Source organism: Enterobacter sp. PL1, from assembly GCF_945957325.1.
In the GTDB taxonomy this organism is placed as follows: domain Bacteria; phylum Pseudomonadota; class Gammaproteobacteria; order Enterobacterales; family Enterobacteriaceae; genus Enterobacter; species Enterobacter roggenkampii.
Map to the genome: position 1 here is coordinate 1 of NZ_CAMFKT010000001.1, position 23,296 is coordinate 23,296.

Genomic DNA, 23,296 nt, shown 5'->3' on the forward strand with positions numbered 1-23,296 from the left:
AGAGTGAGGTAGAAAGTCTACCGCGCACCTGTTTAGCGGAAGTGGGCGGTTTATGGAGGATGTGTGGAGCAAGGGCTCAGATCATTCTCAGAATGAGGTACAGCGGTGCTCCAGCAAAAAAAATGATCAAATAACATTCATAGTAAAAGATCAGATCCTCAATATCGGGCATCGCGTTTAACAGCACGGTGAACGTAATAATGAGATAAACAAAAATCACCATCAGCCAGAAGGCGATGATAAGTAGCTCAATGAACGCGCCGGCTTTATTTTGTATGACCAGAGAAACCACTGACAATGCGATGCAGCCATAGATAAGGGGTGAAGAGAGCAGCGTCGAGGCGACTTTCTCATCCATTCTGTGTACCAGCACCAGCCAGGTATAAAGTAATCCCCACGACAGCAGCAGAAACAGAGAATATATGCCCAGTTTTTTAGGGGAAAAATATTTAGAAAATTCCATGTTCATTATTTCAGCCAACTTCATAAAATCTTTAAGAAACAGTGGTAATTTGCAGCGCGCAATGCACAACGCGTTATGCCTCATTAGCGATTTTGAACGGACATTGTCGAGTCTTTATTGACTGAATGTGTAGGCTGTGTGGAGAAATAACCGGGCATTTAAATCAACCGGGAAATTTTCGTGACTACGGCACTTTTTCCCGGAGGCTGTGTCTTATTGTGCTCAAGATATCTGATAGCGTGCTTAAAGGGATTTCACCCGCGGAGATAATATGAACAAAAATACGCTTATCCTTGTTGTTGAAGATGAAGACGAAATCGCCGATATACTGATGAGCTACTTAGAGCGTTCGGGAATGAAAACGCTCAGGGCCAGGCAGGGCGAGCAGGCGATAACGCTCAATCGCCTCCATAAACCGGATCTCATCTTGCTGGACATTCACCTGCCCGTATGTGACGGCTGGAGCGTGCTTACCACGCTTCGCCATGAAAGCGCTGTCCCCGTCATTATGGTTTCAGCTCTCGATCAGGACGTCGATAAACTTATGGGTCTGAGGCTCGGCGCGGATGATTACGTAATCAAACCCTTCAACCCTTCGGAAGTTGTCGCGCGGGTTGAGGCGGTGCTGCGTAGAACAAAGCCTGCGCTTCAGCAGGCGGGGGCCCTGCCGCTCAGAACGCCATTCATTACGGTCTATCCGGATGATTTCTACGTGGAGGTTACTGCGGGGCCCGAGGTTATCTCCCCGGTCTTAACGACGACCGAATTTAAGTTGCTTTCTTACCTAGTGCGGTATCCGCGCAAGGTCTGTTCCCGTGAAGAGTTGCTCAACGCGTGTTTGCCGGAAGGCGATACGCTCGACAGAACCGTCGACAGCCATATGAGCAAGCTGCGAAAAAAACTGGAGCTGGCCGGTCTTTATGGCGTTCCCGAGAGCATCAGGGGCATGGGTTACCGGCTTGGGGAAAAGAAATGAATAAAGAGTCTGTCCTGAGTCGTCAGATCTTAACGTATATGCTGTTGCTGACGTTTACGATAATTGCCATCGCCATACTGGGCTCCTGGTTTTTTTACTCCTTTATTCTGGATCATCTTCCCGGCGGCCCTGCTGCGGGCGATGACGAGCAGATGACGATGTGGGACTGGGTATGGATTGGGACCGCGACAACGATCAGCCTGATCATTGCCGTATTCTTTACGGTCAAACTTTCATCGCGAATACTCACCCCGCTAAACGCGGTCGCGTCCAGCCTGAAAAAAATTTCTCAGGGCGATCTGGACGCCAGGGCATTCTGTGCCAGTTCCCGGCTGGGAGAGATCAATCACCTGGTTAAGGATTTCAATGAAATGGCAGAAAAGCTGCAAACGCTGGATATCCAGCGGAAATCCTGGAATGCTGCGATTGCGCATGAACTGAGAACCCCGGTCACCATTTTACGCGGAAGGCTTCAGGGGCTAGTTGACGGGGTGTTTACCCCGGATCCGGTGCTGTTTACTAACCTCCTTAAACAGACGGAAGGATTAACCCGTCTGATTGAAGATCTCCGGGTTATCAGTTCGGATGGCGGGGCAGGATACACGTTATACCAGGCCAGAACGGATCTGAAAGGGACACTACAGGACGCGCTCGATACCTTCATGCCCGAGTTCAACCGTAAGGCATTTACCGTCCATACTGAACTGAGGGAGCAGCAGTGCGTATTCGATCCCTTACGCATCAATCAGTGTCTGACCGTTTTATTTGACAATGCCTTACACTATTCAACTTCGCGCAAGCTCACGGTTAAAAATGGTGTTTCGGATAAAGGCAATTTTATCCTGATTCAGGATGGGGGACCGGGTATCCCCAGGGAGTTTCATGACTTCCTGTTTCAGCCCTTTCAGCGCGATAACGGCGCCAGACAGTTGAACCCGGAAGGCTGTGGTTTGGGCTTGTCGGTGGTAAAAGCCATCATGCTGGCGCATGGTGGCGATGTTACCTATACCTTATCAACGCAAAACCACTCGATATTTAAACTCACCTGGCCCGACTCGTGAGCGTCAGCGGCAGGTCAAATGTGCCTGCCGGCGGTAAATGCCATATTTTTCCTAGCTTAGCATCCCATTCCTGCGGGGTAATCGACAGTTTACCGCGTCTCGGGCTTAAGGTTATTTCACTGAAATAGATTTCATCTTTTTTTAGCATGAGGTCAACGCGGCAGTAGTCAATGCCATCCGCCAGTTCCTGGGATGCCAGCAACGCTTGTCGGAACAAGGCCGGTTCGCCTGGCGCCAACGGTGTATTAGGATATTCCATCTGAAAGGGTTGTAAGTTCCAGTACCTGTCGTAAACGTTGATGAAACCTTTGCCGCTGTCATCCGTAAAATCCGCTTCAACATAGTGGGCAACGCCATGAAAGCAATGGATCCTCAGCATTTCGGGCGCTGTGTTCCTGTCTGCATCATCGAAGAGATCGACATACGGTTCGCAAAGTATTTTTGGCGTAATGTTTTTGTACTGCCATTCGCGCGTGGTGTAGTACATATTTTTCTTTAACGCGAGACTGAGTTTTTTACACGCCTCCCTGACGTTAAATTGCGCTTTGTTCGTACATATTATTGTGCTGCCACTGTCATGGTTGCACTTAAGGACAAATTTTTCAGGGAGCGTCGAAAAATCAATCTGGGACACCTTACTGTAGACGCCAAGTAATGGCACCGTTTTCGCACGCGTTGTTCTGGAGATTACGTATTCCCGAACGGCGAGTTTATCGGCAAGCAGGGTATAGACGTTATTGTGGTCATAGACCAGACGATGACATATTTTTTCACTCAACGTCGTGGGTGATTTAATGTCAGGGTGCTTCTCCGATTTTTTCTTGAGCCTCACAGTATGAAAGTACAGGTCCGTCATTAAAAATGAACGACATTTTCTGATGAGGTACTCGGTATATTTGAGAACGTAAGTGGCGTTGTTCATTTCTTCTCCTTCGTAATGTCCGGATATTCTGGAGAAGAACTGTTGATGTATTTTGCTGAGAATATGGAGCAGCTATGGAGATGAAAAAGTTAAGGATTAAACAGCGTGTTAAGGCTATTTAATCCTTATTAAGCGGTGCAACGTTTGTTTACCGATCTTTGCGCCACGCATCGGCCGTCAGTGCTTCACCGAAATGCCCGGCTATCAGCCGCTTTGTCAGCTCGTGAAGCGGGGAGGCCATCACATCCGCCGTGCTGCCGCGTTCGACCACTTCACCCTGGTGCATAACCATCACCTGATCGCTGATGTGCTTCATCATCCCCAGATGCTGGGTGACGTAGATATACGAGATGCCCTGTTTTTCCTGTAATTCCAGCATCAGGTTAATCAGCTGTGAACGCATCGACATATCCAGCGAGGCAAGCGCTTCGTCAGCAATGATTACTTTCGGGCGCAAAATCAACGCACGCGCCAGACCCAGACGCTGTTTCTGGCCGGGAGCCAGCATGTGCGGGTAGTAGCTTTCGTGGTCCGGTAATAGCCCAACCATGCGCAGTGTTTCGAAGATACGCTTACGGCGCGCCTCAGGCTCCAGGTCGGTGTTCAGACGCAGCGGAAAATCGAGGATCTGCGAAATGCGCTGGCGCGGGTTGAGCGAGGTCGACGGATCCTGGAAGATCATGCGGATGCGCTGGCTGCGGAAAGAGTAATCCCCGAACGTGAGAGGGTGATCGTCAATCAATACTTCGCCTGCAGTCGGTTCAACCATACCGGCGAGCATTTTCGCAAGGGTGGATTTCCCGGAACCGTTCTCGCCGATGATTGCCAGGGTCTGTTTTTCACGCAGGGTAAAGCTGAGCGGTTTTACCGCGTCGACAGTTTGACGATGAAACAGCCCCGTGCGGTAGCGAAAGGTCTTACTCAGGTTGCGGACTTCCAGCAAGGTTTCGACCATTTCACTCTCTCTCCATGTTCAGCGGGAAATGACAGGCGTAAAGATGATTTTTGGCCCCGGTCAGGCGTGGCGTCTCGATACATTTACGCTGCGCATACGGGCAACGCGGCCCCAGACGACAGCCTATCGGCAACGATTCCAGCAGTGGAATCGCTCCGGGCAGGGTATTCAGGCGGCTCTTATGCGGCATGGCGCTGCCAAAATCGGGAATAGCGCGGATTAGCGCCTGCGTATACGGGTGGTGCGGCGCGGTGATCAGGTCTTCACTCGGCGCGGTTTCGACCGTTTGTCCGCAGTACATCACATCAATTTTATCCGCCCATTTGCTGAGCATTTGCAGGTCATGGCTGATCAGCAAAATGGTGGTGTTGTTGTTCTGGTTAAGACGCGACAGCAGGCGGAAGATTTGCGCCTGCGTGGTGGGTTCCATCGCGTTCGTCGGTTCATCCGCAATCAGCAAACGCGGCTGATTGGCCAGCGCGATGGCAATCATCACTTTCTGACATTCACCGTCGGTCAGCTCATACGGGAAGCTGCGCATCGCATCTTTGTGATCTTTAATCCCGACGCGGTGTAAAAGCTCAATGGCGCGACGCTTGCGCCAGCCCACGCGTTGCCACCAGCGGCCTTTATAGGTCCAGCCGGGGATGTTCTGCATCAGCTGTTTGCCCACGCGCTCGGACGGGTCGAGACAGGACTGCGGCTCCTGGAAAATCATGGAGACGTTGTGCCCGACCAGCTTACGCCGCTCGCGGGGAGAGAGGCGCAGCAGGTCGATATCATCAAACCGCATACGGTCTGCGGTGACGCGCCAGTTATCTTTCGCCACGCCGCAGATGGCTTTGGCGATCAGGCTTTTGCCTGAGCCGGATTCCCCCACCAGCCCGCGAATTTCACCCTCCGCGAGGGTGATGCTGATGCGATCGACGGCTTTAACCCAGCCTTCACCGGTTTTGAATTCAATGGTGAGGTTGCGAATATCAAGAAGCGGCATTATTGCACCCCCGCGTTAATTGCACGGCGAATACCGTCGCCCAGCAGGTTGATCAGCAGCACGCTCACCATGATGGCCGCACCCGGCAGCATAACCGTCCACGGCGCCACGTAAATTAACTCCAGCGCGTCACCGAGCATCGCGCCCCATTCAGGCGACGGCAGCTGCGCGCCGAGGTCGAGGAAGCCGAGCGCCGCGATGTCCAGAATCGCCATCGACAGGGCGCGGGTGATCTCGGTGACCAGCCCGGACGCGATGTTAGGCAGCACGGCAAACCACAGGATGTTGAAGGTGGTCGCGCCGTCCAGGCGCGCAGCGACGACATACTCTTTTTCCAGCTCGTCATGCACCATGCTGTAAACCGAGCGTACGATGCGGGGCAGGATAGCCAGCCAGACGGCGAACATGGCATGCGACAGGTGCGGACCGGCAAAGGCAACCACAACGATCGCCAGCAGCAGAGACGGAATCGACAGCAGTGTATCCAGAATGTGGTTAAGCACCGCCGAGCGCAGGCCATGCGTGGATCCCGCAAAAATACCCAGCGCCAGCCCGCAGATCGTGGCCGCGAACGTCACCACAAACGCGCCGCCCACCGTCGGGGCCGCACCGCTCAGCAGGCGGCTCAACACGTCACGTCCGAGGTCGTCCGTTCCCAGGAAGAAGGAGACTTCCCCGTAGCGGGACCAGGACGGCGGCAGCAGCTGATAGCCAAGGAACTGCTGGTCAATGCCGTACGGCGCAAACCAGGAGCCAAAGACGCACAGCAACACCAGACCGGCGCAGCCATAAAGGCCGATCATCGCCGTGGTATCACCATAGAATTTACGCCACACGGTACGCAGCACACCGGGCGTGCGCTTTTCACTGTATACGTTATCGTAGGGCATACCATTCCTTATGCTTCAACGGGTTAGCCATGGCACCCAGAATATCGGACAACACGTTAACAATAATCACCAGCGAACCAATCACCATCACCCCTGCGGAAATCGCGGCATAGTCCTGCTGGCGGATAGCGTTAATCAACCACCGTCCGAGGCCCGGCCAGCTAAAGACCATCTCGGTGATCATGGCCAGCGTCAGCATGGTGGAAAACTGTAATCCCAGACGCGGAATAACCGGCGGCAGGGCGTTGTGCAGGACGTTGCGGCGCAGGATGGTCAGGCGCGACAGTCCGCGCGTGGCGGCGGCTTTGACATAGTTCTGGTCAAAGACCTCGATGGTGCTCAGGCGCATCAGGCGGATCACTTCGGTTGTTGGCGCAACCGCCAGCGTCAGTACCGGCAGCACCATATGGCGCAGGGCGCTGACGATCATCTCATGCCGCCACACGGAATCGGACAGCCACGCGTCGATAATGGCAAAGCCCGTCACCGATTTAACCGTATAGAGCAGGTCAAAACGGCCAGAAACCGGGAGCCAGCCCATCGTCAGCGAAAAGAAAAGCGTCAGCAGCAGCGCCAGCCAGAAGACCGGAATGGAGAAGCCGAGCAGGGCGAGGGCGCTAATAAACTTATCCTGCCATTTGTTGCGATATATCCCGGCCAGCATGCCCACGGGGATCCCGACCATCAGGGCAAACCCGAAGGCCAGAATGCACAGCTCCATCGTGGCCGGGAAAACCTCTTTCAACTGCTCGGAAATCAGCTGCCCGTTAATGCTGGACACGCCGAAATCCCAGTGCAGCAGCCCGTTAAACCAGAAGAGCCAGGCATCCCACAGCGACGATCCCTGGAGCGGGGCGTGGGGCGTGAAATAGCTCAGGCTAAAGCCGACAAAGTTCAGGAAAAAGAGCGTCACCAGCAGCAACAGGAGCCGGCGCAAGGTAAAAATAATCATGGTTTTTTCACCTCTTGTTCTTTTTCACGCGACACGCCGGCGAACGAGGCGTTGCCAAACGGGCTCAGCACCAGGCCTTTAATATCATAGCGATACGCCTGAAGGCGCAGGGAAGAGGCCAGCGGCAGTACCGGGAGTTCCTGGGCTAAGATCTTCTGCGCTTCATCATAGGCGTCGATGCGCGAGGCCAGCTGTTGGGAAGCCAGCGCTTTTTGCAGCACGGCGTCAAACTCCCGGTTACACCAGTGCGCATAGTTGGTCTGCGAGTTTATCGCCGCACAGCTCAGCAGCGGCCGGAAGAAGCTGTCCGGATCGTTACTGTCGGTGGCCCAGCCGGTCAGGGTTAAATCATGATTCATGTCCATCAGGCGCGCCTCCTGGAAACGGCCCTCTACCGGTACGATGATCACTTTCACGCCCACCTGCGCCATATCCGCCTGCAGCAGTTCGGCGGTCTTGAGCGGGCTCGGGTTCCACGCCTGGGAACTGGTCGGCACCCAAAGCTGCAGCGTGAGGTTTTCTGCGCCCAGCGCTTTCAGCTGTTCACGTGCTTTTGCCGGATTGTATTCCGTAATTTTAGCCTCACCGTCGTAGGCCCACGAGGCGCGCGGTAAAATTGAGGCGGCGGTTTCCGCCGTACCGTAATAAATCGACTGCATCAGGCGCTGGTTGTTAATGGCCAGCGCAAGGGCGTGACGAACGGCAGGGTTATTCAACGGCGGCTTATCGGTGTTAAAGGCCAGATACGCGATGTTCATCCCCGGGCGTAGCGTCAGACGCAGGCGCGGATCGTCGCGCAAAATCGTGAGCTGGCTGGCCGCGGGCCAGGCAAGCACGTCACATTCCCCGGTGAGCAGTTTTGACAGACGTCCCGTTCCGCCAGAGCCGAGATCGACCACCACCTGCGGCATCAGCGGCGTACCGCGCCAGAAGTGTTCGTGGCGCTGCAGACGAATATATTGCCCGGCGCGGTATTCGGCCAGCTGGAACGGACCGGTGCCGACCGGCTGACGATCGAGCAGTTCCTGACGATCTTTTTTCGTCAGCTTCGCCGCGTATTCGGCCGACATGACGGACGCATAGTGGGTTGCCAGATGCCACAGGAATGAGGCATCCGGGCGCGTCAGCGTAAATTCAACCGTGCGGTTATCCAGCTTGCGCACGCTTTTCACGGTGTCGGCAAACTGCAGGCTGTCGAAATAGGGGAAATTGCTGCCGTTAACGTTATGCCACGGGTGATTGCGGTTGAAGATACGCTGGAAGGTGAAGACCACGTCATCCGCATTCAGCTTGCGCGAGGGGGTAAACCACGGCGTACGCTGAAACGCGACATCATCGCGCAGGTGAAAACGGTAGGTTGCGCCGTTATCCAGCACTTCCCAGCTTTCCGCAAGCTCGGGCACGAGACGGTAAGTGTACGGGTCTACATCAAGCAGACGATCGTAAAGCTGCGCGGCAAGGGTATCCACAATCAGGCCGCTGCCCGCTTTTTGCGGGTTGAAAGTATCCACCTGGCCGCTTACGCAATAGACGAAGCCGCTGTCACGAATGTCAGGCTGCGGCGTTTGCCCGGGCGCAGCAAAGGCCAGGCTGCTAAACAGACCAAGTGCAAAAAAGGACGATAAAACCAGACGCATAATTTTTAAGGTATTAAATATGAAGTGGCTATCCTACTAATTTTAAACGACATTATCCAGTATCGTTTAAGCCTGAGGGCATAATGGGGGCAGTAACGTTTGCAGTCGGTCACTCAGCGTCACAACCCGATGCACTTTCATACCTGCAATCCACTTTGAATATACCTCATGGACTATCTTAGCATTTTCGTGGCGTATCTGACTCGCTATAAACGAAGGATTCGCTCCGGCGGATAGCATCAAGCTTGTGAATGTATGCCGTGAATGACAGGAAGACATGTTGTCGCTATCAGATCTGGGATCATACTTTCTGAAGAAAAATAGCCGGTAAAATGCGGCCGTTTATCACCAGATCTGAGAGCAGATCAAGTACGGGTAAGGCAATGGCATACGAACAGTCTAAATAGCATAGAGTAAAAATGCTCACTTTGTTGTTACGTGCGTACCTGCCACCCTGGTTCATTTTTTCAGCACTTTCATAAGCATCATCAGTACAAACGCTATCATTGCAGACAGACCAAAATTGATCAGAATTGCTGTGAAATCATAGTTATTCATGGCTTCTTCACCATCGCCTGATATCTGGATATGTTGCATGAAAACATCATTAATCCAGCTGTCCGGGACGAGGGTAAACTGGCAATAAGTAAAACAACGAATATTATGATTTTCATCTCACACCACATTTACTGAAGTCAGGTACACCACGAACATCAATTTCGATTCCAATACCATTTTGGCTACCCTATTTGGCGGGTTGAATGGTCAGTTCCAGTATTCATATTTCGTCGTCATCACGGCCTTATGTTATGAGCAGAGGGATAGGAAAGTAATAAGTATGTTTTTATTATTGAATGGCATTGTATGTTGTCCTAAGGAGTGGAGCAGTTATCCAGGCTTGGTTTTGAAAATGTCTGCTGTTAAATGCTGATATTGTCAGCGCATTTGATGCTTTTTAAGCAATGCCCTTAACTGATGGTAGGTCAAACCCAGCAGTTCAGCCGCCCGTTTCTGGTTGTATTTCGCCATCTTCAGGCTTTGCTCCAGCAGCTGTTTCTCCTGGTCGTGCTGGAACTGGCGCAAATCAAGGGGAAGAGCAGGGGCGTCGCCTGGAGATGCTGGTGCGGGCAAGGGCGGGGCGCTGCGCTGAAAAGGATCGATAATGATGTTGTCCAGCTCCGTCTCGCTGCTGCCGTGGCGATAGACGGAGCGCTCCACGACGTTTTTCAGCTCGCGGATATTGCCCGGCCAGTGGTACGCGAGCAGCGTCTCCCGTGCATAATCGCTGAAGCCGGGGAACAGCGGCAGTCCGAGCTCGCGGCACATCTGAATCGCAAACTGGTCTGCCAGCAGCATAATGTCGCTTCTTCGCTCGCGCAGCGGAGGAAGCTGCACGACGTCAAAGGCCAGTCGGTCAAGCAGGTCGGCACGGAATGTTTCCTCTGCCACCCTCTCCGGCAGGTTGGCGTTAGTGGCGCACACCAGGCGCACGTTGACTTGCAGCGGCTGGCTACCGCCGACGCGCTCCAGCTCGCCGTATTCAATCACGCGCAGCAGTTTCTCCTGCACCAGCATGGGCGCGGTGGCCAGCTCATCAAGAAACAGCGTACCGCCGTCGGCGCGCTCAAAGCGTCCGGGATGGCGTTTCTGGGCACCGGTAAACGCACCCGCTTCATGGCCGAAGAGCTCGGTGTCGAGCAGGTTTTCATTCAGCGCCGCGCAGTTAAGGGAAATGAAGGGGCCGTCCCAGCGCCCGGATAAGTAGTGCAGACGGTTGGCGATGAGTTCCTTACCCGTACCCCGCTCGCCGATAATCAGCACCGGTTTGTTGAGCGGCGCCAGGCGAGACACCTGTTCCAGCACCTCCAGAAAGCTGTTTGCTTCGCCGAGTAAATTGTCTTTGTATCCGGGCATGATGAAATTAACCACTCCTTAGCGATATTCACCAGGTAAGAATAGTTCTTTGCTGCATAAAAATCAATCAGTTCTCGTTAAATCAATAAGATAAAAAATTGGCACGGGAATTGTATTATCCATACAGCAGGGCATTGCCCGATAACAGAACTAAGAGGAGTCAATTATGGGTATTTTTTCTCGTTTTGCCGACATCGTGAACGCCAACATCAACTCACTGCTGGAGAAAGCGGAAGATCCGCAGAAGCTGGTGCGTCTGATGATTCAGGAAATGGAAGACACGCTGGTTGAAGTCCGCTCTACCTCCGCCCGCGCGCTGGCGGAGAAAAAACAGCTTACGCGTCGTATTGAACAGGCCACCGTTCAACTGAACGAATGGCAGGAAAAAGCAGAACTCGCGCTGCGCAAAGACAAAGAGGATCTGGCCCGTGCGGCGCTGATCGAAAAACAGAAGCTGGCAGACATGGTCGCGACGCTCGAGCATGAAGTGACGCTGGTGGATGACACGCTCACCCGCATGAAGAAAGAGATTGGCGAGCTGGAAAACAAGCTGAGCGAAACCCGCGCGCGTCAGCAGGCGCTGACCCTGCGTCACCAGGCGGCAAGCTCCTCCCGCGACGTGCGTCGCCAGCTTGACAGCGGTAAGCTGGATGAAGCGATGGCCCGTTTTGAATCGTTTGAGCGTCGTATCGACCAGATGGAAGCGGAAGCCGAAAGCCACGGCATCGGTAAGCAGAAGTCACTGGATCAACAGTTCGCTGATCTCAAGGCCGATGATGAAATCAGCGAGCAGCTGGCGGCACTGAAAGCCAAAATGAAGCAAGACAACCAATAATAATGCCTGCGGCACCTGAACGTGCCGCATCGTAAGACAAGGAGTACACATGAGCGCGCTTTTTCTGGCTATTCCCCTGACGATTTTCGTGCTGTTCGTTTTGCCGATTTGGTTATGGCTGCACTACAGCAACCGTTCCTCACGGGGCGAACTTTCCCAGAGTGAACAACAGCGTCTGATACAGCTCTCCGATGAGGCGAACAAAATGCGTGAACGCATTCAGGCGCTGGAAGCCATCCTGGATGCTGAACATCCAAACTGGAGGGACCGTTAATGTCTGGACTGAATCTGAACAAAAAGCTGTGGCGAATTCCACAGCAGGGCATGGTGCGCGGCGTCTGCGCCGGGCTGGCTCACTATCTTGACGTCCCGGTTAAGCTGGTACGCGTGGTGACGGTGCTGTCGATCTTCTTCGGTCTGGCATTTATTACCCTGGTTGCGTACATCGTGTTGTCGTTTGTGCTTGACCCGATGCCGGAGGGAGAACTGGCGGCGGAAGGCGCTCCCACCAGCAGCGATCTCCTCAATGCTGTGGATGCGCAACTCGCCGCCGGTGAGAAGCGGTTACGGGAAATGGAACGCTACGTCACGTCGGATACCTTTACGCTGAGAAGTCGTTTCCGTCAGCTTTAAGAGAGAAAAGAGATGAAACAACACTGGCAACAGGCCGGTCAGAAGGTAAAACCCGGCCTGAAAATCGCAGGTAAGCTGGTCCTGATGACCGCGTTACGTTACGGTCCGGCTGGGGTAGCGGGGTGGGCGATTAAATCGGTTGCCCGCAAGCCGGTCAGAATGGTACTGGCCGTGGCGCTCGAACCGCTGTTGCAAAAGGTGGCGAAACGGCTGTCACGCCGCTATTTATCCCAGTAGTTTCCGCTCGCAGCAGCCCTTTCTCTTCCAGGAGAGGGGCTGGCGATGATGACCCGCACTTCCTCATTTCACCTGCTTTCTTTGCGGCAGCTCACAATATTGCGCTGAGCTGCTTTGCAATCGCATTTTTCTCCTGCCCGGTCCGTTGACAGATATTTTTCATGGGAGTAGATTGCCATTCCGTGGGACCGCTACCATGGAAAATCAAGTGAACGAAAAAATTAAAGCACTCATTAATCTTGTTTATGGAAAAACGTTTTCTGAAGCACATCTCCATATGCTGCTGGAAAATATTGAAAAGGCCGCCTCTGTTATTACGGAAAGGCGTAAAATGGGCTGGGATGAAAAAGATATCGTTCTGATAACCTATGCCGATCAGTTTTCCGCGAAAGGGGAGAAAGCACTCCCTGTTTTTACACGTTTTTATAACAAATGGCTTTCGCATTCTTTTTCTCATGTCCATCTTTTGCCTTTTTATCCGTGGTCTTCGGACGATGGCTTTTCTGTAATTGATTATCATGAAGTTGCGCCTGAAACGGGAACATGGCGAGACGTTGCTGAATTAAAACAGACAACCAGTTTGATGTTTGATTTCGTCTGCAATCATATGTCGGCCAAAAGTGCCTGGTTTGCTAATTATCTGAAGCAAATGCCGGGATATGATGATTTCTTCATTTCTGTCGATCCCGAGACAGATTTATCCGCGGTGACGCGTCCGCGCGCCTTACCGCTTCTCACGCCTTTCACACTTCATGATGGCAGTGTACGACACCTGTGGACCACCTTCAGTGAAGACCAGATCGATCTCAACTTCGCCTCTCCGCAGGTACTGATTGCGATGGTCGACGTGCTGCTGCATTACCTTATTGAAGGGGCGCGGTATATTCGACTGGATGCCGTAGGGTTCATGTGGAAAATACCGGGAACGAGCTGCATTCACCTTGAGCAAACCCACCAGCTCATCCAGCTTTTCCGCGCCATTACCGAGGCGGTTGCCCCCGGCACGGTAATTATCACCGAGACGAACGTTCCGCATAAAGATAACGTCTCTTACTTCGGTGACGGCGAAAATGAAGCGCAGATGGTTTATCAGTTCTCGTTGCCTCCGCTGGTGCTGCATGCCGTGCACAGCCAGGATGTCAGCACGCTGAGCCAGTGGGCTGCGTCGCTGGCGTTGCCTTCCACAAAAACCACCTGGTTCAACTTCCTGGCCTCGCATGACGGCATTGGTCTTAACCCATTGCGCGGAATTTTACCGGAGTCGGAGATCCTCTCGCTTGTAGAAAAGCTCCAGACCGAAGGTGCGTTGGTTAACTGGAAAAATAACCCGGATGGCACACGAAGCCCGTATGAAATTAACGTGACCTATCTTGATGCCTTAAGTACGCGAGAAAGTCATGATAGCGAACGCATTGCCCGGTTTATTCTGGCCCATGCTGTCCTGTTAAGCTTCCCCGGTGTGCCTGCGGTTTATATTCAAAGTATTCTCGGCTCCCGTAATGATTATGATGGCGTAGAGCGTCTTGGATATAACCGTGCGATAAATCGTGAGAAATATGCCGCGGGTCAAATTGATTGCGCGCTTGAAGATAAAAATAGTCTCCGTTATCAGGTTTACAGTGCGTTAAGTCAGTTAATCGTATTGCGCCGGGCGGAAAAAGCATTTCATCCTGACAGTGAGGCTTATTTTAGTACGTCAGGGAAGCATGTTTTAAAAATTGTCCGCGTGGCGGATTGTGGTGAGAAAATAACAGCGTTGTTTAATTTCAGTGATAATTCTCAAACGGTTGAGTCCGATATTCACTCGGGAAGGGAATTGATTAGCGGAAAAGATATTACCGACACGACTCTGATCCTAAATCCATGGCAGGTATTGTGGATTAAAGAAAACTAAAAAGGACCTTAAACATGAAAATACCCAGAATTGTGCTGATATCAGCACTGGTTTCGTGCGCCCTGTTATCAGGCTGTAAGGATGACAAAGCGTCCTCTGTCACCATTGAGTTTATGCACTCGTCGGTCGAGCAGGAGCGTCAGGCCGTTATTACGAAACTGATCGAAAAATTCGAGAAAGAGAACCCGGGCATCACGATAAAACAGGTACCGGTAGAAGAGGATGCCTACAACACCAAGGTGATTACGCTGGCGCGAACCGGCGCGCTGCCTGAAGTGATTGAGGTCAGCCATGACTATGCAAAAGTGATGGATAAAGAACAGCTTCTGGATCGTGACGCAATCGCTGAAGCAATTAAGGCGGTGGGGGAAAACACCTTCTATGACGGCATCTTGCGCGTTGTCCGCACGGAAGACGGCGCAGCCTGGACGGGCGTGCCGATCAGCGCCTGGCTCTCCGGCGTGTGGTACCACAAAGATGTGCTGGCCGCGGCGGGCATTGAGGAGCCGCATAACTGGGAACAGCTTCTGCAAGCCAGCCAGCGCCTGAACGACCCGGCTAAAAAACATTACGGCATCGCGTTACCGACTGCGGAAAGCGTGATGACCGAACAGTCGTTCTCTCAGTTTGCCCTTTCCGGTGGCGCGAACGTGTTTGATGCAAAAGGGAATGTCGACATCGATACCCCGGAAATGGCCAAAGCGCTGGCGTTTTATAAAGCGCTGGCTGCGACCACCATGCCGGGTTCGAACGATGTTATGGAGATCAAAGACGCCTTCATGAACGGTTCTGCGCCGATGGCGGTTTACTCCACCTACATCCTGCCCGCCGTCTACAAGGACGGAAACCCTGCCAACCTGGGCTTCGTTGTCCCGACTGAAAACTCTTCGGCGGTGTACGGCATGATCACCTCGCTGACGATCACCACCGGACAAACCGAAGAGGAGACCAAAGCGGCCGAGAAGTTTGTTACCTGGATGGAACAGGCTCAAAACGCGACGGACTGGGTCATGATGTCGCCGGGCGCGGCGCTGCCGGTAAACAAAGGGGTGGTGGGCACGGATACCTGGAAAAACAACGACGTGATTAAAGCGTTTGGGCAGTTGCCTTATGAGCTGATTGCACAGTTCCCGAACGTGCAGGTGTTTGGCGCGGTTGGGGATAAAAACTTCACCCGCATGGGCGACGTGACGGGCTCCGGCATTATCAGCTCCATGGTGCATAACGTCACGGTGGGGCAGAAGGACCTTAACACAACGTTAAGCAGCAGCCAGAAGCGACTGACTGATCTCATTACACAACGATAGGAGCGCTCTGCGGAAGGAAATTATGAAGACGTTGTTTTCTGGTCGTTCAGATATGCCTTTCGCCATGCTGCTGTTGGCCCCCAGCCTGATTCTGCTGGGGGGCCTGGTGGCCTGGCCAATGATTTCCAATATTGAAATCAGCTTTTTACGCTTGCCGCTCAATCCGCGCATTAGCGCCGTGTTTGTCGGCCTGGACAATTACATTCGCATCCTCGGCGATGCCGCTTTCTGGCACTCGCTGTGGATGACCTTCTGGTACACCGCGCTGGTGGTGATTGGCAGCACGGTGCTGGGGCTGGCCGTGGCCATCTTCTTTAATCGCGAGTTTCGCCTGCGTAAGACGGCACGTTCTCTGGTGATTTTATCCTACGTCACGCCGTCTATTTCGCTGGTGTTTGCCTGGAAATACATGTTCAACAACGGCTACGGCATTGTGAACTATCTGGGCGTAGACCTGTTGCACCTGTATGACCAGGCGCCGCTGTGGTTCGACAACCCGAACAGCAGCTTCGTACTGGTGGTGCTGTTCGCGATCTGGCGTTACTTCCCGTACGCGTTTATCTCGTTCCTGGCGATTTTACAGACCATTGATAAATCCCTGTATGAAGCGGCGGAAATGGACGGCGCGAATGCCTGGCAACGTTTTCGGATCGTCACGCTGCCCGCGATTATGCCGGTGCTGGCCACGGTGGTCACGCTTCGCACCATCTGGATGTTCTACATGTTTGCTGACGTCTACCTGCTGACCACGAAGGTCGATATTCTGGGCGTCTATCTTTACAAAACCGCTTTCGCTTTCAATGACTTGGGTAAAGCAGCGGCCATTTCTGTGGTGCTGTTCGTGATCATCTTCGCTGTGATTCTGCTGACCAGAAAAAGGGTGAACCTCAATGGCAACAAATAAACGCGTACTGAGCCGTATTGGTTTTTATCTCGGGCTGGCGGTATTTCTGATCATCACGCTCTTCCCGTTCTTCGTGATGCTGATGACGTCATTCAAGAGCGCCAAAGAGGCGATCTCGCTCCACCCAACCATTCTGCCGCAGGCGTGGACGCTGCAGCATTACATCGACATCTTTAACCCGCTGATCTTCCCGTTTGTGGATTACTTCAGAAACAGCATGGTGGTGTCGCTGACCTCATCGGTGATTGCCGTGTTTCTCGGTACGCTGGGCGCTTACGCCTTGTCCAAGCTGCGCTTTAAGGGCCGCACGACGATCAACGCGAGTTTTTACACCGTCTACATGTTCTCCGGCATCTTGCTGGTGGTGCCGTTGTTCAAAATCATCACCGCGCTGGGGATCTACGACACCGAGCTGGCGCTGATTATCACCATGGTGACGCAGACGTTACCGACGGCGGTGTTCATGCTGCGCAGCTACTTCGACACCATTCCGGACGAAATAGAAGAGGCCGCGATGATGGACGGCCTTAACCGCCTGCAAATCATCTTCCGTATTACCGTACCGCTGGCGATATCCGGGCTCGTATCGGTGTTTGTCTACTGCTTCATGGTGGCGTGGAACGACTATCTGTTTGCGTCCATTTTCCTGTCCAGCGCCAGCAACTTCACCTTGCCGGTCGGGCTGAACACGCTCTTTAGCACACCCGATTATATCTGGGGTCGCATGATGGCGGCATCGCTGGTGACGGCACTTCCGGTGGTCATTATGTACGCCCTGTCTGAACGTTTTATTAAAAGTGGTTTGACCGCCGGTGGCGTGAAGGGCTGAGGCGGCCAATTTTAACAAGGAGTCAATCATGAAAAAATTAGTTGCGACAGCGCCACGCGTGGCGGCGCTGGTGGAATATGAAGATCGTGCTGTGGAAGCACATGAAGTGAAAATTCGTGCCCGCTTTGGTGCCCCGAAGCACGGCACTGAAGTGGTCGATTTCCGCGCCGCAAGCCCGTTTATCGATGAAGAGTTTAACGCGGAGTGGCAGATGTTCACGCCGCGTGAAGAGGGCGCAGCGCGCGGTATCGAGTTCGGTAAGTTCCAGCTGGGCAACATGATTGTTGGCGACATCATCGAATGCGGTGCGGACGTCACGGAATACCAGACTGGCGATCGCGTTTGCTGCTACGGTCCGCTGCAGGAGACGGTTATCGTGAATGCCGTCAACAACTACAAGCTGCGCAAAATGCCGCAGGGCGCCTCGTGGAAGAACGCCGTCTGCTACGATCCGGCACAGTTTGCCATGAGCGGCGTGCGTGATGCCAACGTCCGCGTGGGCGACTTTGTTGTCGTGGTCGGCCTGGGAGCCATCGGACAGATTGCGATTCAGCTGGCGAAAAAAGCTGGCGCGTCAGTTGTTATCGGCGTGGATCCGATCGAACACCGCTGCGAGATCGCCCGTCGTCACGGTGCGGACCACTGCCTGAACCCAATCGGCACAGACGCTGGTCTGGAAATTAAAAAGCTGACCGGAAAGCAGGGCGCAGACGTGATCATCGAGACCAGCGGCTTTGCCGATGCGCTGCAGTCCGCGCTGCGCGGCCTCGCCTACGGCGGCACCATCTCCTACGTTGCGTTCGCTAAACCGTTCTCAGCAGGCTTTAACCTGGGGCGTGAAGCGCATTTCAACAACGCGAAGATTGTCTTCTCCCGCGCCTGCAGTGAGCCAAACCCGGATTACCCGCGCTGGAGCCGCAAGCGTATTGAAGAGACCTGCTGGGAACTGCTGATGAACGGTTATCTGAATTGTGAAGATCTGATCGACCCGGTTGTGACCTTCACCACCAGCGCTGAAAGCTACATGAAATATGTGGATCAACATCCGGAACTGAGCATCAAAATGGGCGTCACTTTTTAAGCTAAGGAAAGCAACTCATGAAAATCGCAACACAAAATCAGGCCTTTTTCCCGTCCAACATCCTGGAAAAATTCGAGTACATCAAGGCGATGGGTTTTGATGGCTATGAGATTGACGGCAAGCTACTGGTGGAAAATCTCGCCGAGGTGAAAGCGGCGATTAAGGCCACCGGCCTGCCGGTCACGACCGCCTGCGGCGGATACGATGGCTGGATTGGTGACTTTATCGAAGAGCGTCGTCTGAATGGTTTAGCGCAGATTGAACGCATTCTGGAAGCCCTGGCCGAAGTGGGCGGCAAGGGCATTATCGTGCCTGCAGCCTGGGGAATGTTTACCTTCCGTTTGCCGCCGATGACCTCTCCACGCAGCCTGGAAGGCGACCGCAAAGCGGTGAGTGCGTCGCTGCGCTGGCTGGATGAGGTGGCCGCGCGCACCGGAACCACCGTCTACCTGGAGCCGCTGAACCGCTATCAGGATCACATGATCAACACCCTGGCTGACGCACGACGCTATATCGAAGAGAACGGCCTCAAGCACGTGCAGATCATCGGCGATTTCTATCATATGAACATTGAAGAAGATTCGCTGACGGAGGCGCTGCATCAGCACCGCGATCTGCTGGGCCATGTGCACATCGCCGATAATCACCGTTATCAGCCGGGAAGCGGTAGCCTCGATTTTGCCAGCCTGTTCAATCAGCTGCGTGCGGATAATTACCAGGGCTATGTGGTATACGAGTGCCGCGTACGCGCTGAGGATCCCGCTCAGGCTTACCGGGATTCACTCACTTATTTACGCGAATGCTAAGGATGACGAGCGTGATGAGTGCTTCAACAACGTCGCCACTGCGCGTCGCCATCATTGGCGCCGGGCAGGTTGCGGACAAAGTGCATGCCTCGTATTACGCCACGCGCAGTGATGTTCAGATGGTGGCTGTCATGGACAGCCGCCTCGAACAGGCACAGGCTTTTGCGGAGCGCCATGCCATACCGTCGGCGTGGCAGGACGCGTGCGCCATGCTGGAGGCGGTTAAGCCGGACGTGGTGAGCGTTTGTTCGCCAAACCGATTCCATTTTGAGCATGTGATGGCAGCGCTGGAGGCCGGCTGTCATGTGATGTGCGAAAAACCGCCTGCCATGACGCCGCAAGAGGCCGACGAGATGCGGATCGCTGCCCGCAAGGCGGGCAAAGTGCTGGCATATGACTTCCATCACCGCTTTGCGCTCGATACGCAGCTGCTGCGCGAGGCCGTGATGAACGGAACGCTGGGCGAAATCTACTTCACCTCGGCGCAGGCGCTGCGGCGCTGCGGCGTGCCGGGCTGGGGCGTCTTCACCAATAAAGCGCTGCAGGGCGGTGGGCCGCTGATTGACATTGGTATTCACATGCTGGATGCCGCGATGTACGTGCTGGGTTTCCCGGCGGTCAAAAGGGTCACGGCGCACGGTTTCCAGAGGCTGGGAACCCGGAAAAGCAGCGGCCAGTTTGGCGAGTGGGATCCTGCTCAGTTTACGGTGGAAGATGCCCTGTTTGGCACCATCGAATTCTGCAACGGCGGCATTTTGCGTCTGGATACCTCGTTTGCGCTGAATATCCGCGAGCAGTCGATCATGAATGTCGCGTTTTGCGGTGAAAAAGCGGGGGCGACGCTTTTCCCGGCACATATTTATCAGGATGACGCCGGGGCGTTACAGACCCTGATTCAGCGTGAAGAGGCTGACGATCAGCGCCATTTACGCAGCATGGAGGCCTTTGTCCGCCACGTGCAGGGAGAGCCCGTAATGATTGCAGATGCTGAACAGGGGCTGGTGATTCAGCAGCTTGTCGCGGCGCTTTATCAGTCGGCAGAAACAGGAGAAAGCGTAACATTATGCTAAGCGTGTCTGTATTAACCGATCCGGGCTTTTGTCCGCACAGTCTGAATAAGTACGCGTCCATTATGGCATGCGGTAACGGCTACATGGGCATTCGCGCTGCGCATGAAGAAGATTACACCCAGCAAACCCGAGGGATGTATCTTGCGGGCTTGTATCACCAGGCGGGACGTAACGAGACCACTGAGCTGATCAATTTGCCCGATATCACCGGTATCGAGGTTGAGCTGGACGGGGTGAATTTTACCCTTCTGTCCGGGGACATTCTTGAGTGGCAGCGCGAGCTGGCGTTTGCCAACGGCGAGCTGCATCGCCGCGTTGTCTGGCGCTCGCCCAACGGAAAGCGCTATCGCCTGGAGAGTCGTCGTTTTGTCTCTCTCGATCAGCTGCCGCTTGTGGCCATGCAGCTTGCGATCACCCCGCTTGATGCAGCCTCGCAGGTGGTGATGAAAACCGGTATTGATGCCACACAAACCAATACCGGCCGTCAGCATCTGGATGAAATTTCTGTCAGGGTATTCGACCAGCACTATATGCAGGGTGTGTATGAAACACAGGACCGGGCCTCTGACGTTGTTATCTCGGCTTTTTGTCAGCTATCAGCAGACAGCGAAAGCTGCTTTACCGCTAAAAATCGTCGGCTCTCTGCTCACTATTCCCTGACGATACCGCAGGGTGACACTGTCACGCTGGATAAGTTGGTCTGGGTGGCCCATCGCAGCGATAAAGCCCTGTCGCAGGAATCTTTCGCGCGCGGCGCGCTGGCGGATCTCAAGGTTTGTGCAGCAAGGGGTTATGCCTCTCTGCTGGAGAGTTCAGCCTGCGCATGGGAAGACGTATGGCGTGACGCCAGGGTGGAAGTGGCTTCTGCATCTCCTGACGATCAGATGGCGCTGGACTATGCCGTCTGGCATCTGACCACCATGACGCCAGCCCATGATGAGCGGAGCAGTATTGCCGCTAAGGGATTGACCGGCGAGGGGTATAAAGGCCACGTCTTCTGGGACACCGAAATATTCATGCTGCCTTTCCATCTTTTCACCCGTCCGCAGGTGGCCCGCAGTCTGCTGCGCTATCGCTGGCTGAACCTGGCCGGGGCCCGGGAAAAAGCCCGTCGCAACGGCTGGCCGGGCGCGCTGTTCCCGTGGGAGAGCGCCGCAAGCGGCAAAGAGGAGACGCCGGAGTTTGCAGCCATCAACATCCGTACGGGCATGCGGCAGAAAGTGGCCTCCGCCCTGGCCGAACACCACATCGTGGCGGACATTGCCTGGGCCGTTGTGGCCTACTGGCAGGCCACGCGTGATGACGCATTTATGCGCAATGAAGGGCTGACCCTGCTGGTGGAGACGGCAACGTTCTGGATGGGCCGCGCTACGGAGATTAACGGGCGCCTGGAAATTCATGATGTGATTGGGCCGGACGAATACACCGAACATGTGGATAACAACGCCTACACCAACTATCTGGCCTGGTACAACGTGGCCAGCGCATGTCGGTTTATGTCGTTGTTTGAGCGTGAAGATGCCTGCTTCATGGAGAAGGCGACCACCTTCCTGGCCCGCTTGTGGCTGCCGGAAGCCGACGCCGGGGGCGTTATCCCGCAGGACGATTCGTTCATGGCGAAACCGGCGATCGATTTAAGCCGCTATAAAGCCAAAGCGGGTAAGCAGACCATCCTGCTGGATTACTCTCGCGCGGAAGTTAACGAGATGCAGATCCTCAAGCAGGCTGACGTGGTGATGCTTAACTACCTGTTGCCGGAGAAATTTACCCCCGCCCAGTGCGCGGCCAACCTGGCGTTTTACGAGCCACGTACGATCCATGACTCTTCGCTGAGCAAGGCTATTCACGGCATTGTGGCCGCCCGCTGTGGCGATACGGAAGGGGCCTACGCCTTCTGGCGCGCTGGCGTGGCTATCGATCTGGGCGACGATCCGCACAGCAGCGATGACGGCATTCATGCCGCTGCCACGGGGGCTATCTGGTCCGGCGTTATTCAGGGGTTTGCCGGCATGCAGATTGTTGAGGGCGAGCTGCACCTTGCGCCGAAGCTACCCGCTCGCTGGCGAAAACTTGCCTTCCCGCTGCGCTGGCAGAACGCTCGCCTGCGCTTCACGTTTGAAAATGACGTTTTAACCATCGAGACCACCGCGCCCGTCACGTTAACCCTGTGGGGAAAAACGGTATGCGTATCGGAGCGGCAGGCACTGTCCCGTAGGGAATTTCTTACGTCTTTTAATGGGACCGCTACCACGGAGACCAGCCATGAAGCCTGAAGCTGTTGTATTCGATCTTGATGGGGTCATCACCGATACGGCGCATCTCCATTTTCTCGCCTGGCGTTCGGTCGCACAGGAGATCGGCATCATTATTGATGAGGTGTTTAACGAGGAGCTGAAGGGAATTAGCCGCATGGAATCCCTGCAGCGGATCCTGCGACACGGTGGGAAAGAGGGGGCGTTTGACGACAAACAATGCCTGGCGCTGGCGGGGAAGAAAAATGCGCTCTACGTCGCATCGCTGTCGTCGTTGACCGAGGCGTCACTGCTGCCGGGCATCCGGGAGGTGCTGGCGGACATTCGGGCGGCGAAGGTCAAAATTGGGCTCGCCTCCGTTTCCCTCAACGCTCCTGGAATACTGCATGCCCTGGGTATTCATCGCGCCTTTGATTTTTGCGCCGATGCTTCCCGTATCGTCTGTTCAAAACCGGACCCGGAGATCTTCCTCGCCGCGTGTGCAGGCCTGGACGTCCGCCCCGAGGCGGCCATTGGGGTCGAAGATGCGCCCGCGGGCGTGGCGGCGATCAACGCGGCGGGCATGCTGTCGGTCGGGATTGGCTCAGGCCTGGCCCATGCGGGACTACAGCTTCATTCGACGCAGGAACTGACCTGGAAATGCCTGACCGATTTCTGGGCCTCCCGGGCGTATTGATAAGGAAT

The 23,296-nt window shown here is 54.3% G+C and carries 24 protein-coding genes; 15 read left to right on the plus strand and 9 right to left on the minus strand.

The genetic code is table 11. The annotated features are described in order from the left end of the window. Positions 1–76: 76 nt before the first annotated feature. On the minus strand, positions 77–487 hold the full coding sequence (locus N6P30_RS00005) for a transporter (protein WP_084832557.1): 411 nt from the start codon (positions 485–487) through the stop codon (positions 77–79). A gap of 247 nt (positions 488–734) precedes the next feature. On the opposite strand from N6P30_RS00005, the gene N6P30_RS00010 reads away from it, so the two are divergent. Beyond that, positions 735–1,439, plus strand: coding sequence for a response regulator (locus N6P30_RS00010; RefSeq protein WP_008501224.1), 705 nt, complete (start codon positions 735–737; stop codon positions 1,437–1,439). Beyond that, positions 1,436–2,500 (plus strand): ATP-binding protein, encoded by a 1,065-nt coding sequence (locus N6P30_RS00015; protein ID WP_023292253.1) that lies wholly within the window; start codon positions 1,436–1,438, stop codon positions 2,498–2,500. Before N6P30_RS00010 ends, N6P30_RS00015 begins: the two co-directional genes overlap by 4 nt. Here the strand turns inward: N6P30_RS00015 and N6P30_RS00020 are convergent. The 8 genes from N6P30_RS00020 to pspF all read right to left on the minus strand — a co-directional run bounded on the left by N6P30_RS00020 (position 2,481) and on the right by pspF (position 10,764). After that, positions 2,481–3,422, minus strand: coding sequence for an ATP-grasp fold amidoligase family protein (locus N6P30_RS00020; RefSeq protein ID WP_023292254.1), 942 nt, complete (start codon positions 3,420–3,422; stop codon positions 2,481–2,483). The genes N6P30_RS00015 and N6P30_RS00020 overlap by 20 nt on opposite strands. 148 nt (positions 3,423–3,570) lie before the next feature. After that, positions 3,571–4,377 carry a putrescine export ABC transporter ATP-binding protein SapF gene (gene sapF, locus N6P30_RS00025; RefSeq protein WP_008501227.1) on the minus strand — a complete coding sequence of 269 codons (807 nt, stop codon included), beginning with the start codon at positions 4,375–4,377 and terminating at the stop codon, positions 3,571–3,573. Position 4,378: 1 nt separating this feature from the next. Then, entirely contained in the window at positions 4,379–5,371 is a 993-nt protein-coding gene (gene sapD, locus N6P30_RS00030) for a putrescine export ABC transporter ATP-binding protein SapD (protein WP_008501228.1), read from the minus strand. Beyond that, positions 5,371–6,261, minus strand: a complete 891-nt coding sequence (gene sapC, locus N6P30_RS00035) for a putrescine export ABC transporter permease SapC (RefSeq protein WP_008501229.1) — start codon at positions 6,259–6,261, stop codon at positions 5,371–5,373. Before sapC ends, sapD begins: the two co-directional genes overlap by 1 nt. Next, the gene (sapB, locus tag N6P30_RS00040) at positions 6,248–7,213 is read right to left on the minus strand and encodes a putrescine export ABC transporter permease SapB (protein ID WP_008501230.1); all 966 of its coding nucleotides are present in this window, start codon (positions 7,211–7,213) and stop codon (positions 6,248–6,250) included. Before sapB ends, sapC begins: the two co-directional genes overlap by 14 nt. Beyond that, on the minus strand, positions 7,210–8,850 hold the full coding sequence (gene sapA / locus N6P30_RS00045) for an ABC transporter substrate-binding protein SapA (protein WP_023292256.1): 1,641 nt from the start codon (positions 8,848–8,850) through the stop codon (positions 7,210–7,212). The genes sapB and sapA overlap by 4 nt, the downstream gene beginning before the upstream one ends. A gap of 459 nt (positions 8,851–9,309) precedes the next feature. Beyond that, complete coding sequence (locus tag N6P30_RS00050; protein ID WP_225828787.1) at positions 9,310–9,447, minus strand: hypothetical protein; 138 nt, start codon at positions 9,445–9,447, stop codon at positions 9,310–9,312. Positions 9,448–9,786: 339 nt separating this feature from the next. Continuing rightward, positions 9,787–10,764: a phage shock protein operon transcriptional activator gene (pspF, locus tag N6P30_RS00055; protein ID WP_023292258.1), complete on the minus strand. Its 978-nt coding sequence runs from the start codon at positions 10,762–10,764 to the stop codon at positions 9,787–9,789. 166 nt (positions 10,765–10,930) lie between these two features. On the opposite strand from pspF, the gene pspA reads away from it, so the two are divergent. The 13 genes from pspA (at position 10,931) to pgmB (ending at position 23,288) form a co-directional block, all read left to right on the plus strand. Continuing rightward, positions 10,931–11,599 carry a phage shock protein PspA gene (gene pspA, locus N6P30_RS00060; protein WP_023292259.1) on the plus strand — a complete coding sequence of 223 codons (669 nt, stop codon included), beginning with the start codon at positions 10,931–10,933 and terminating at the stop codon, positions 11,597–11,599. Between the two features lie 49 nt (positions 11,600–11,648). Next, complete coding sequence (gene pspB / locus N6P30_RS00065; protein WP_008501236.1) at positions 11,649–11,873, plus strand: envelope stress response membrane protein PspB; 225 nt, start codon at positions 11,649–11,651, stop codon at positions 11,871–11,873. Continuing rightward, a complete protein-coding gene (gene pspC, locus N6P30_RS00070; RefSeq protein ID WP_008501237.1) occupies positions 11,873–12,232 on the plus strand; it encodes an envelope stress response membrane protein PspC in 360 nt (119 codons plus the stop codon). Before pspB ends, pspC begins: the two co-directional genes overlap by 1 nt. Positions 12,233–12,244: 12 nt before the next feature. Beyond that, positions 12,245–12,469, plus strand: a complete 225-nt coding sequence (gene pspD / locus N6P30_RS00075; RefSeq protein WP_023292260.1) for a phage shock protein PspD — start codon at positions 12,245–12,247, stop codon at positions 12,467–12,469. A gap of 196 nt (positions 12,470–12,665) precedes the next feature. Next, a complete protein-coding gene (locus N6P30_RS00080; RefSeq protein ID WP_023292261.1) occupies positions 12,666–14,363 on the plus strand; it encodes a sugar phosphorylase in 1,698 nt (565 codons plus the stop codon). Between the two features lie 14 nt (positions 14,364–14,377). Next, positions 14,378–15,670: an ABC transporter substrate-binding protein gene (locus N6P30_RS00085; RefSeq protein ID WP_023292262.1), complete on the plus strand. Its 1,293-nt coding sequence runs from the start codon at positions 14,378–14,380 to the stop codon at positions 15,668–15,670. 22 nt (positions 15,671–15,692) lie between these two features. Further along, positions 15,693–16,574 (plus strand): carbohydrate ABC transporter permease, encoded by an 882-nt coding sequence (locus tag N6P30_RS00090; RefSeq protein ID WP_008501242.1) that lies wholly within the window; start codon positions 15,693–15,695, stop codon positions 16,572–16,574. After that, positions 16,561–17,403 carry a carbohydrate ABC transporter permease gene (locus N6P30_RS00095; protein ID WP_008501243.1) on the plus strand — a complete coding sequence of 281 codons (843 nt, stop codon included), beginning with the start codon at positions 16,561–16,563 and terminating at the stop codon, positions 17,401–17,403. Before N6P30_RS00090 ends, N6P30_RS00095 begins: the two co-directional genes overlap by 14 nt. Before the next feature lie 28 nt (positions 17,404–17,431). Next, a complete protein-coding gene (locus tag N6P30_RS00100; RefSeq protein ID WP_023292263.1) occupies positions 17,432–18,484 on the plus strand; it encodes a zinc-dependent alcohol dehydrogenase in 1,053 nt (350 codons plus the stop codon). 17 nt (positions 18,485–18,501) lie between these two features. Then, complete coding sequence (locus N6P30_RS00105; protein ID WP_021240278.1) at positions 18,502–19,290, plus strand: sugar phosphate isomerase/epimerase family protein; 789 nt, start codon at positions 18,502–18,504, stop codon at positions 19,288–19,290. 11 nt (positions 19,291–19,301) lie between these two features. Then, positions 19,302–20,360: a Gfo/Idh/MocA family protein gene (locus N6P30_RS00110; protein WP_031274909.1), complete on the plus strand. Its 1,059-nt coding sequence runs from the start codon at positions 19,302–19,304 to the stop codon at positions 20,358–20,360. Next, on the plus strand, positions 20,354–22,633 hold the full coding sequence (locus tag N6P30_RS00115; protein ID WP_023292264.1) for a glycoside hydrolase family 65 protein: 2,280 nt from the start codon (positions 20,354–20,356) through the stop codon (positions 22,631–22,633). Before N6P30_RS00110 ends, N6P30_RS00115 begins: the two co-directional genes overlap by 7 nt. After that, positions 22,623–23,288, plus strand: a complete 666-nt coding sequence (gene pgmB, locus N6P30_RS00120; RefSeq protein ID WP_023292265.1) for a beta-phosphoglucomutase — start codon at positions 22,623–22,625, stop codon at positions 23,286–23,288. Before N6P30_RS00115 ends, pgmB begins: the two co-directional genes overlap by 11 nt. Positions 23,289–23,296: the final 8 nt, after the last annotated feature.

Coding starts and splice junctions, on each gene's coding strand:
- N6P30_RS00100 (WP_023292263.1), top strand. CDS start 17,432: ATGAAAAAATTAGTTGCGACAGCGCCACGCGTGGCGGCGCTGGTGGAA.
- pspC (WP_008501237.1), top strand. CDS start 11,873: ATGTCTGGACTGAATCTGAACAAAAAGCTGTGGCGAATTCCACAGCAG.
- N6P30_RS00015 (WP_023292253.1), top strand. CDS start 1,436: ATGAATAAAGAGTCTGTCCTGAGTCGTCAGATCTTAACGTATATGCTG.
- sapF (WP_008501227.1), bottom strand. CDS start 4,377: ATGGTCGAAACCTTGCTGGAAGTCCGCAACCTGAGTAAGACCTTTCGC.
- N6P30_RS00010 (WP_008501224.1), top strand. CDS start 735: ATGAACAAAAATACGCTTATCCTTGTTGTTGAAGATGAAGACGAAATC.
- sapD (WP_008501228.1), bottom strand. CDS start 5,371: ATGCCGCTTCTTGATATTCGCAACCTCACCATTGAATTCAAAACCGGT.
- pspD (WP_023292260.1), top strand. CDS start 12,245: ATGAAACAACACTGGCAACAGGCCGGTCAGAAGGTAAAACCCGGCCTG.
- sapA (WP_023292256.1), bottom strand. CDS start 8,850: ATGCGTCTGGTTTTATCGTCCTTTTTTGCACTTGGTCTGTTTAGCAGC.
- N6P30_RS00090 (WP_008501242.1), top strand. CDS start 15,693: ATGAAGACGTTGTTTTCTGGTCGTTCAGATATGCCTTTCGCCATGCTG.
- N6P30_RS00085 (WP_023292262.1), top strand. CDS start 14,378: ATGAAAATACCCAGAATTGTGCTGATATCAGCACTGGTTTCGTGCGCC.
- N6P30_RS00050 (WP_225828787.1), bottom strand. CDS start 9,447: ATGCAACATATCCAGATATCAGGCGATGGTGAAGAAGCCATGAATAAC.
- sapB (WP_008501230.1), bottom strand. CDS start 7,213: ATGATTATTTTTACCTTGCGCCGGCTCCTGTTGCTGCTGGTGACGCTC.
- N6P30_RS00095 (WP_008501243.1), top strand. CDS start 16,561: ATGGCAACAAATAAACGCGTACTGAGCCGTATTGGTTTTTATCTCGGG.
- N6P30_RS00105 (WP_021240278.1), top strand. CDS start 18,502: ATGAAAATCGCAACACAAAATCAGGCCTTTTTCCCGTCCAACATCCTG.
- sapC (WP_008501229.1), bottom strand. CDS start 6,261: ATGCCCTACGATAACGTATACAGTGAAAAGCGCACGCCCGGTGTGCTG.
- N6P30_RS00020 (WP_023292254.1), bottom strand. CDS start 3,422: ATGAACAACGCCACTTACGTTCTCAAATATACCGAGTACCTCATCAGA.
- N6P30_RS00080 (WP_023292261.1), top strand. CDS start 12,666: ATGGAAAATCAAGTGAACGAAAAAATTAAAGCACTCATTAATCTTGTT.
- N6P30_RS00005 (WP_084832557.1), bottom strand. CDS start 487: ATGAAGTTGGCTGAAATAATGAACATGGAATTTTCTAAATATTTTTCC.
- pspA (WP_023292259.1), top strand. CDS start 10,931: ATGGGTATTTTTTCTCGTTTTGCCGACATCGTGAACGCCAACATCAAC.
- pspF (WP_023292258.1), bottom strand. CDS start 10,764: ATGCCCGGATACAAAGACAATTTACTCGGCGAAGCAAACAGCTTTCTG.
- pgmB (WP_023292265.1), top strand. CDS start 22,623: ATGAAGCCTGAAGCTGTTGTATTCGATCTTGATGGGGTCATCACCGAT.
- N6P30_RS00115 (WP_023292264.1), top strand. CDS start 20,354: ATGCTAAGCGTGTCTGTATTAACCGATCCGGGCTTTTGTCCGCACAGT.
- pspB (WP_008501236.1), top strand. CDS start 11,649: ATGAGCGCGCTTTTTCTGGCTATTCCCCTGACGATTTTCGTGCTGTTC.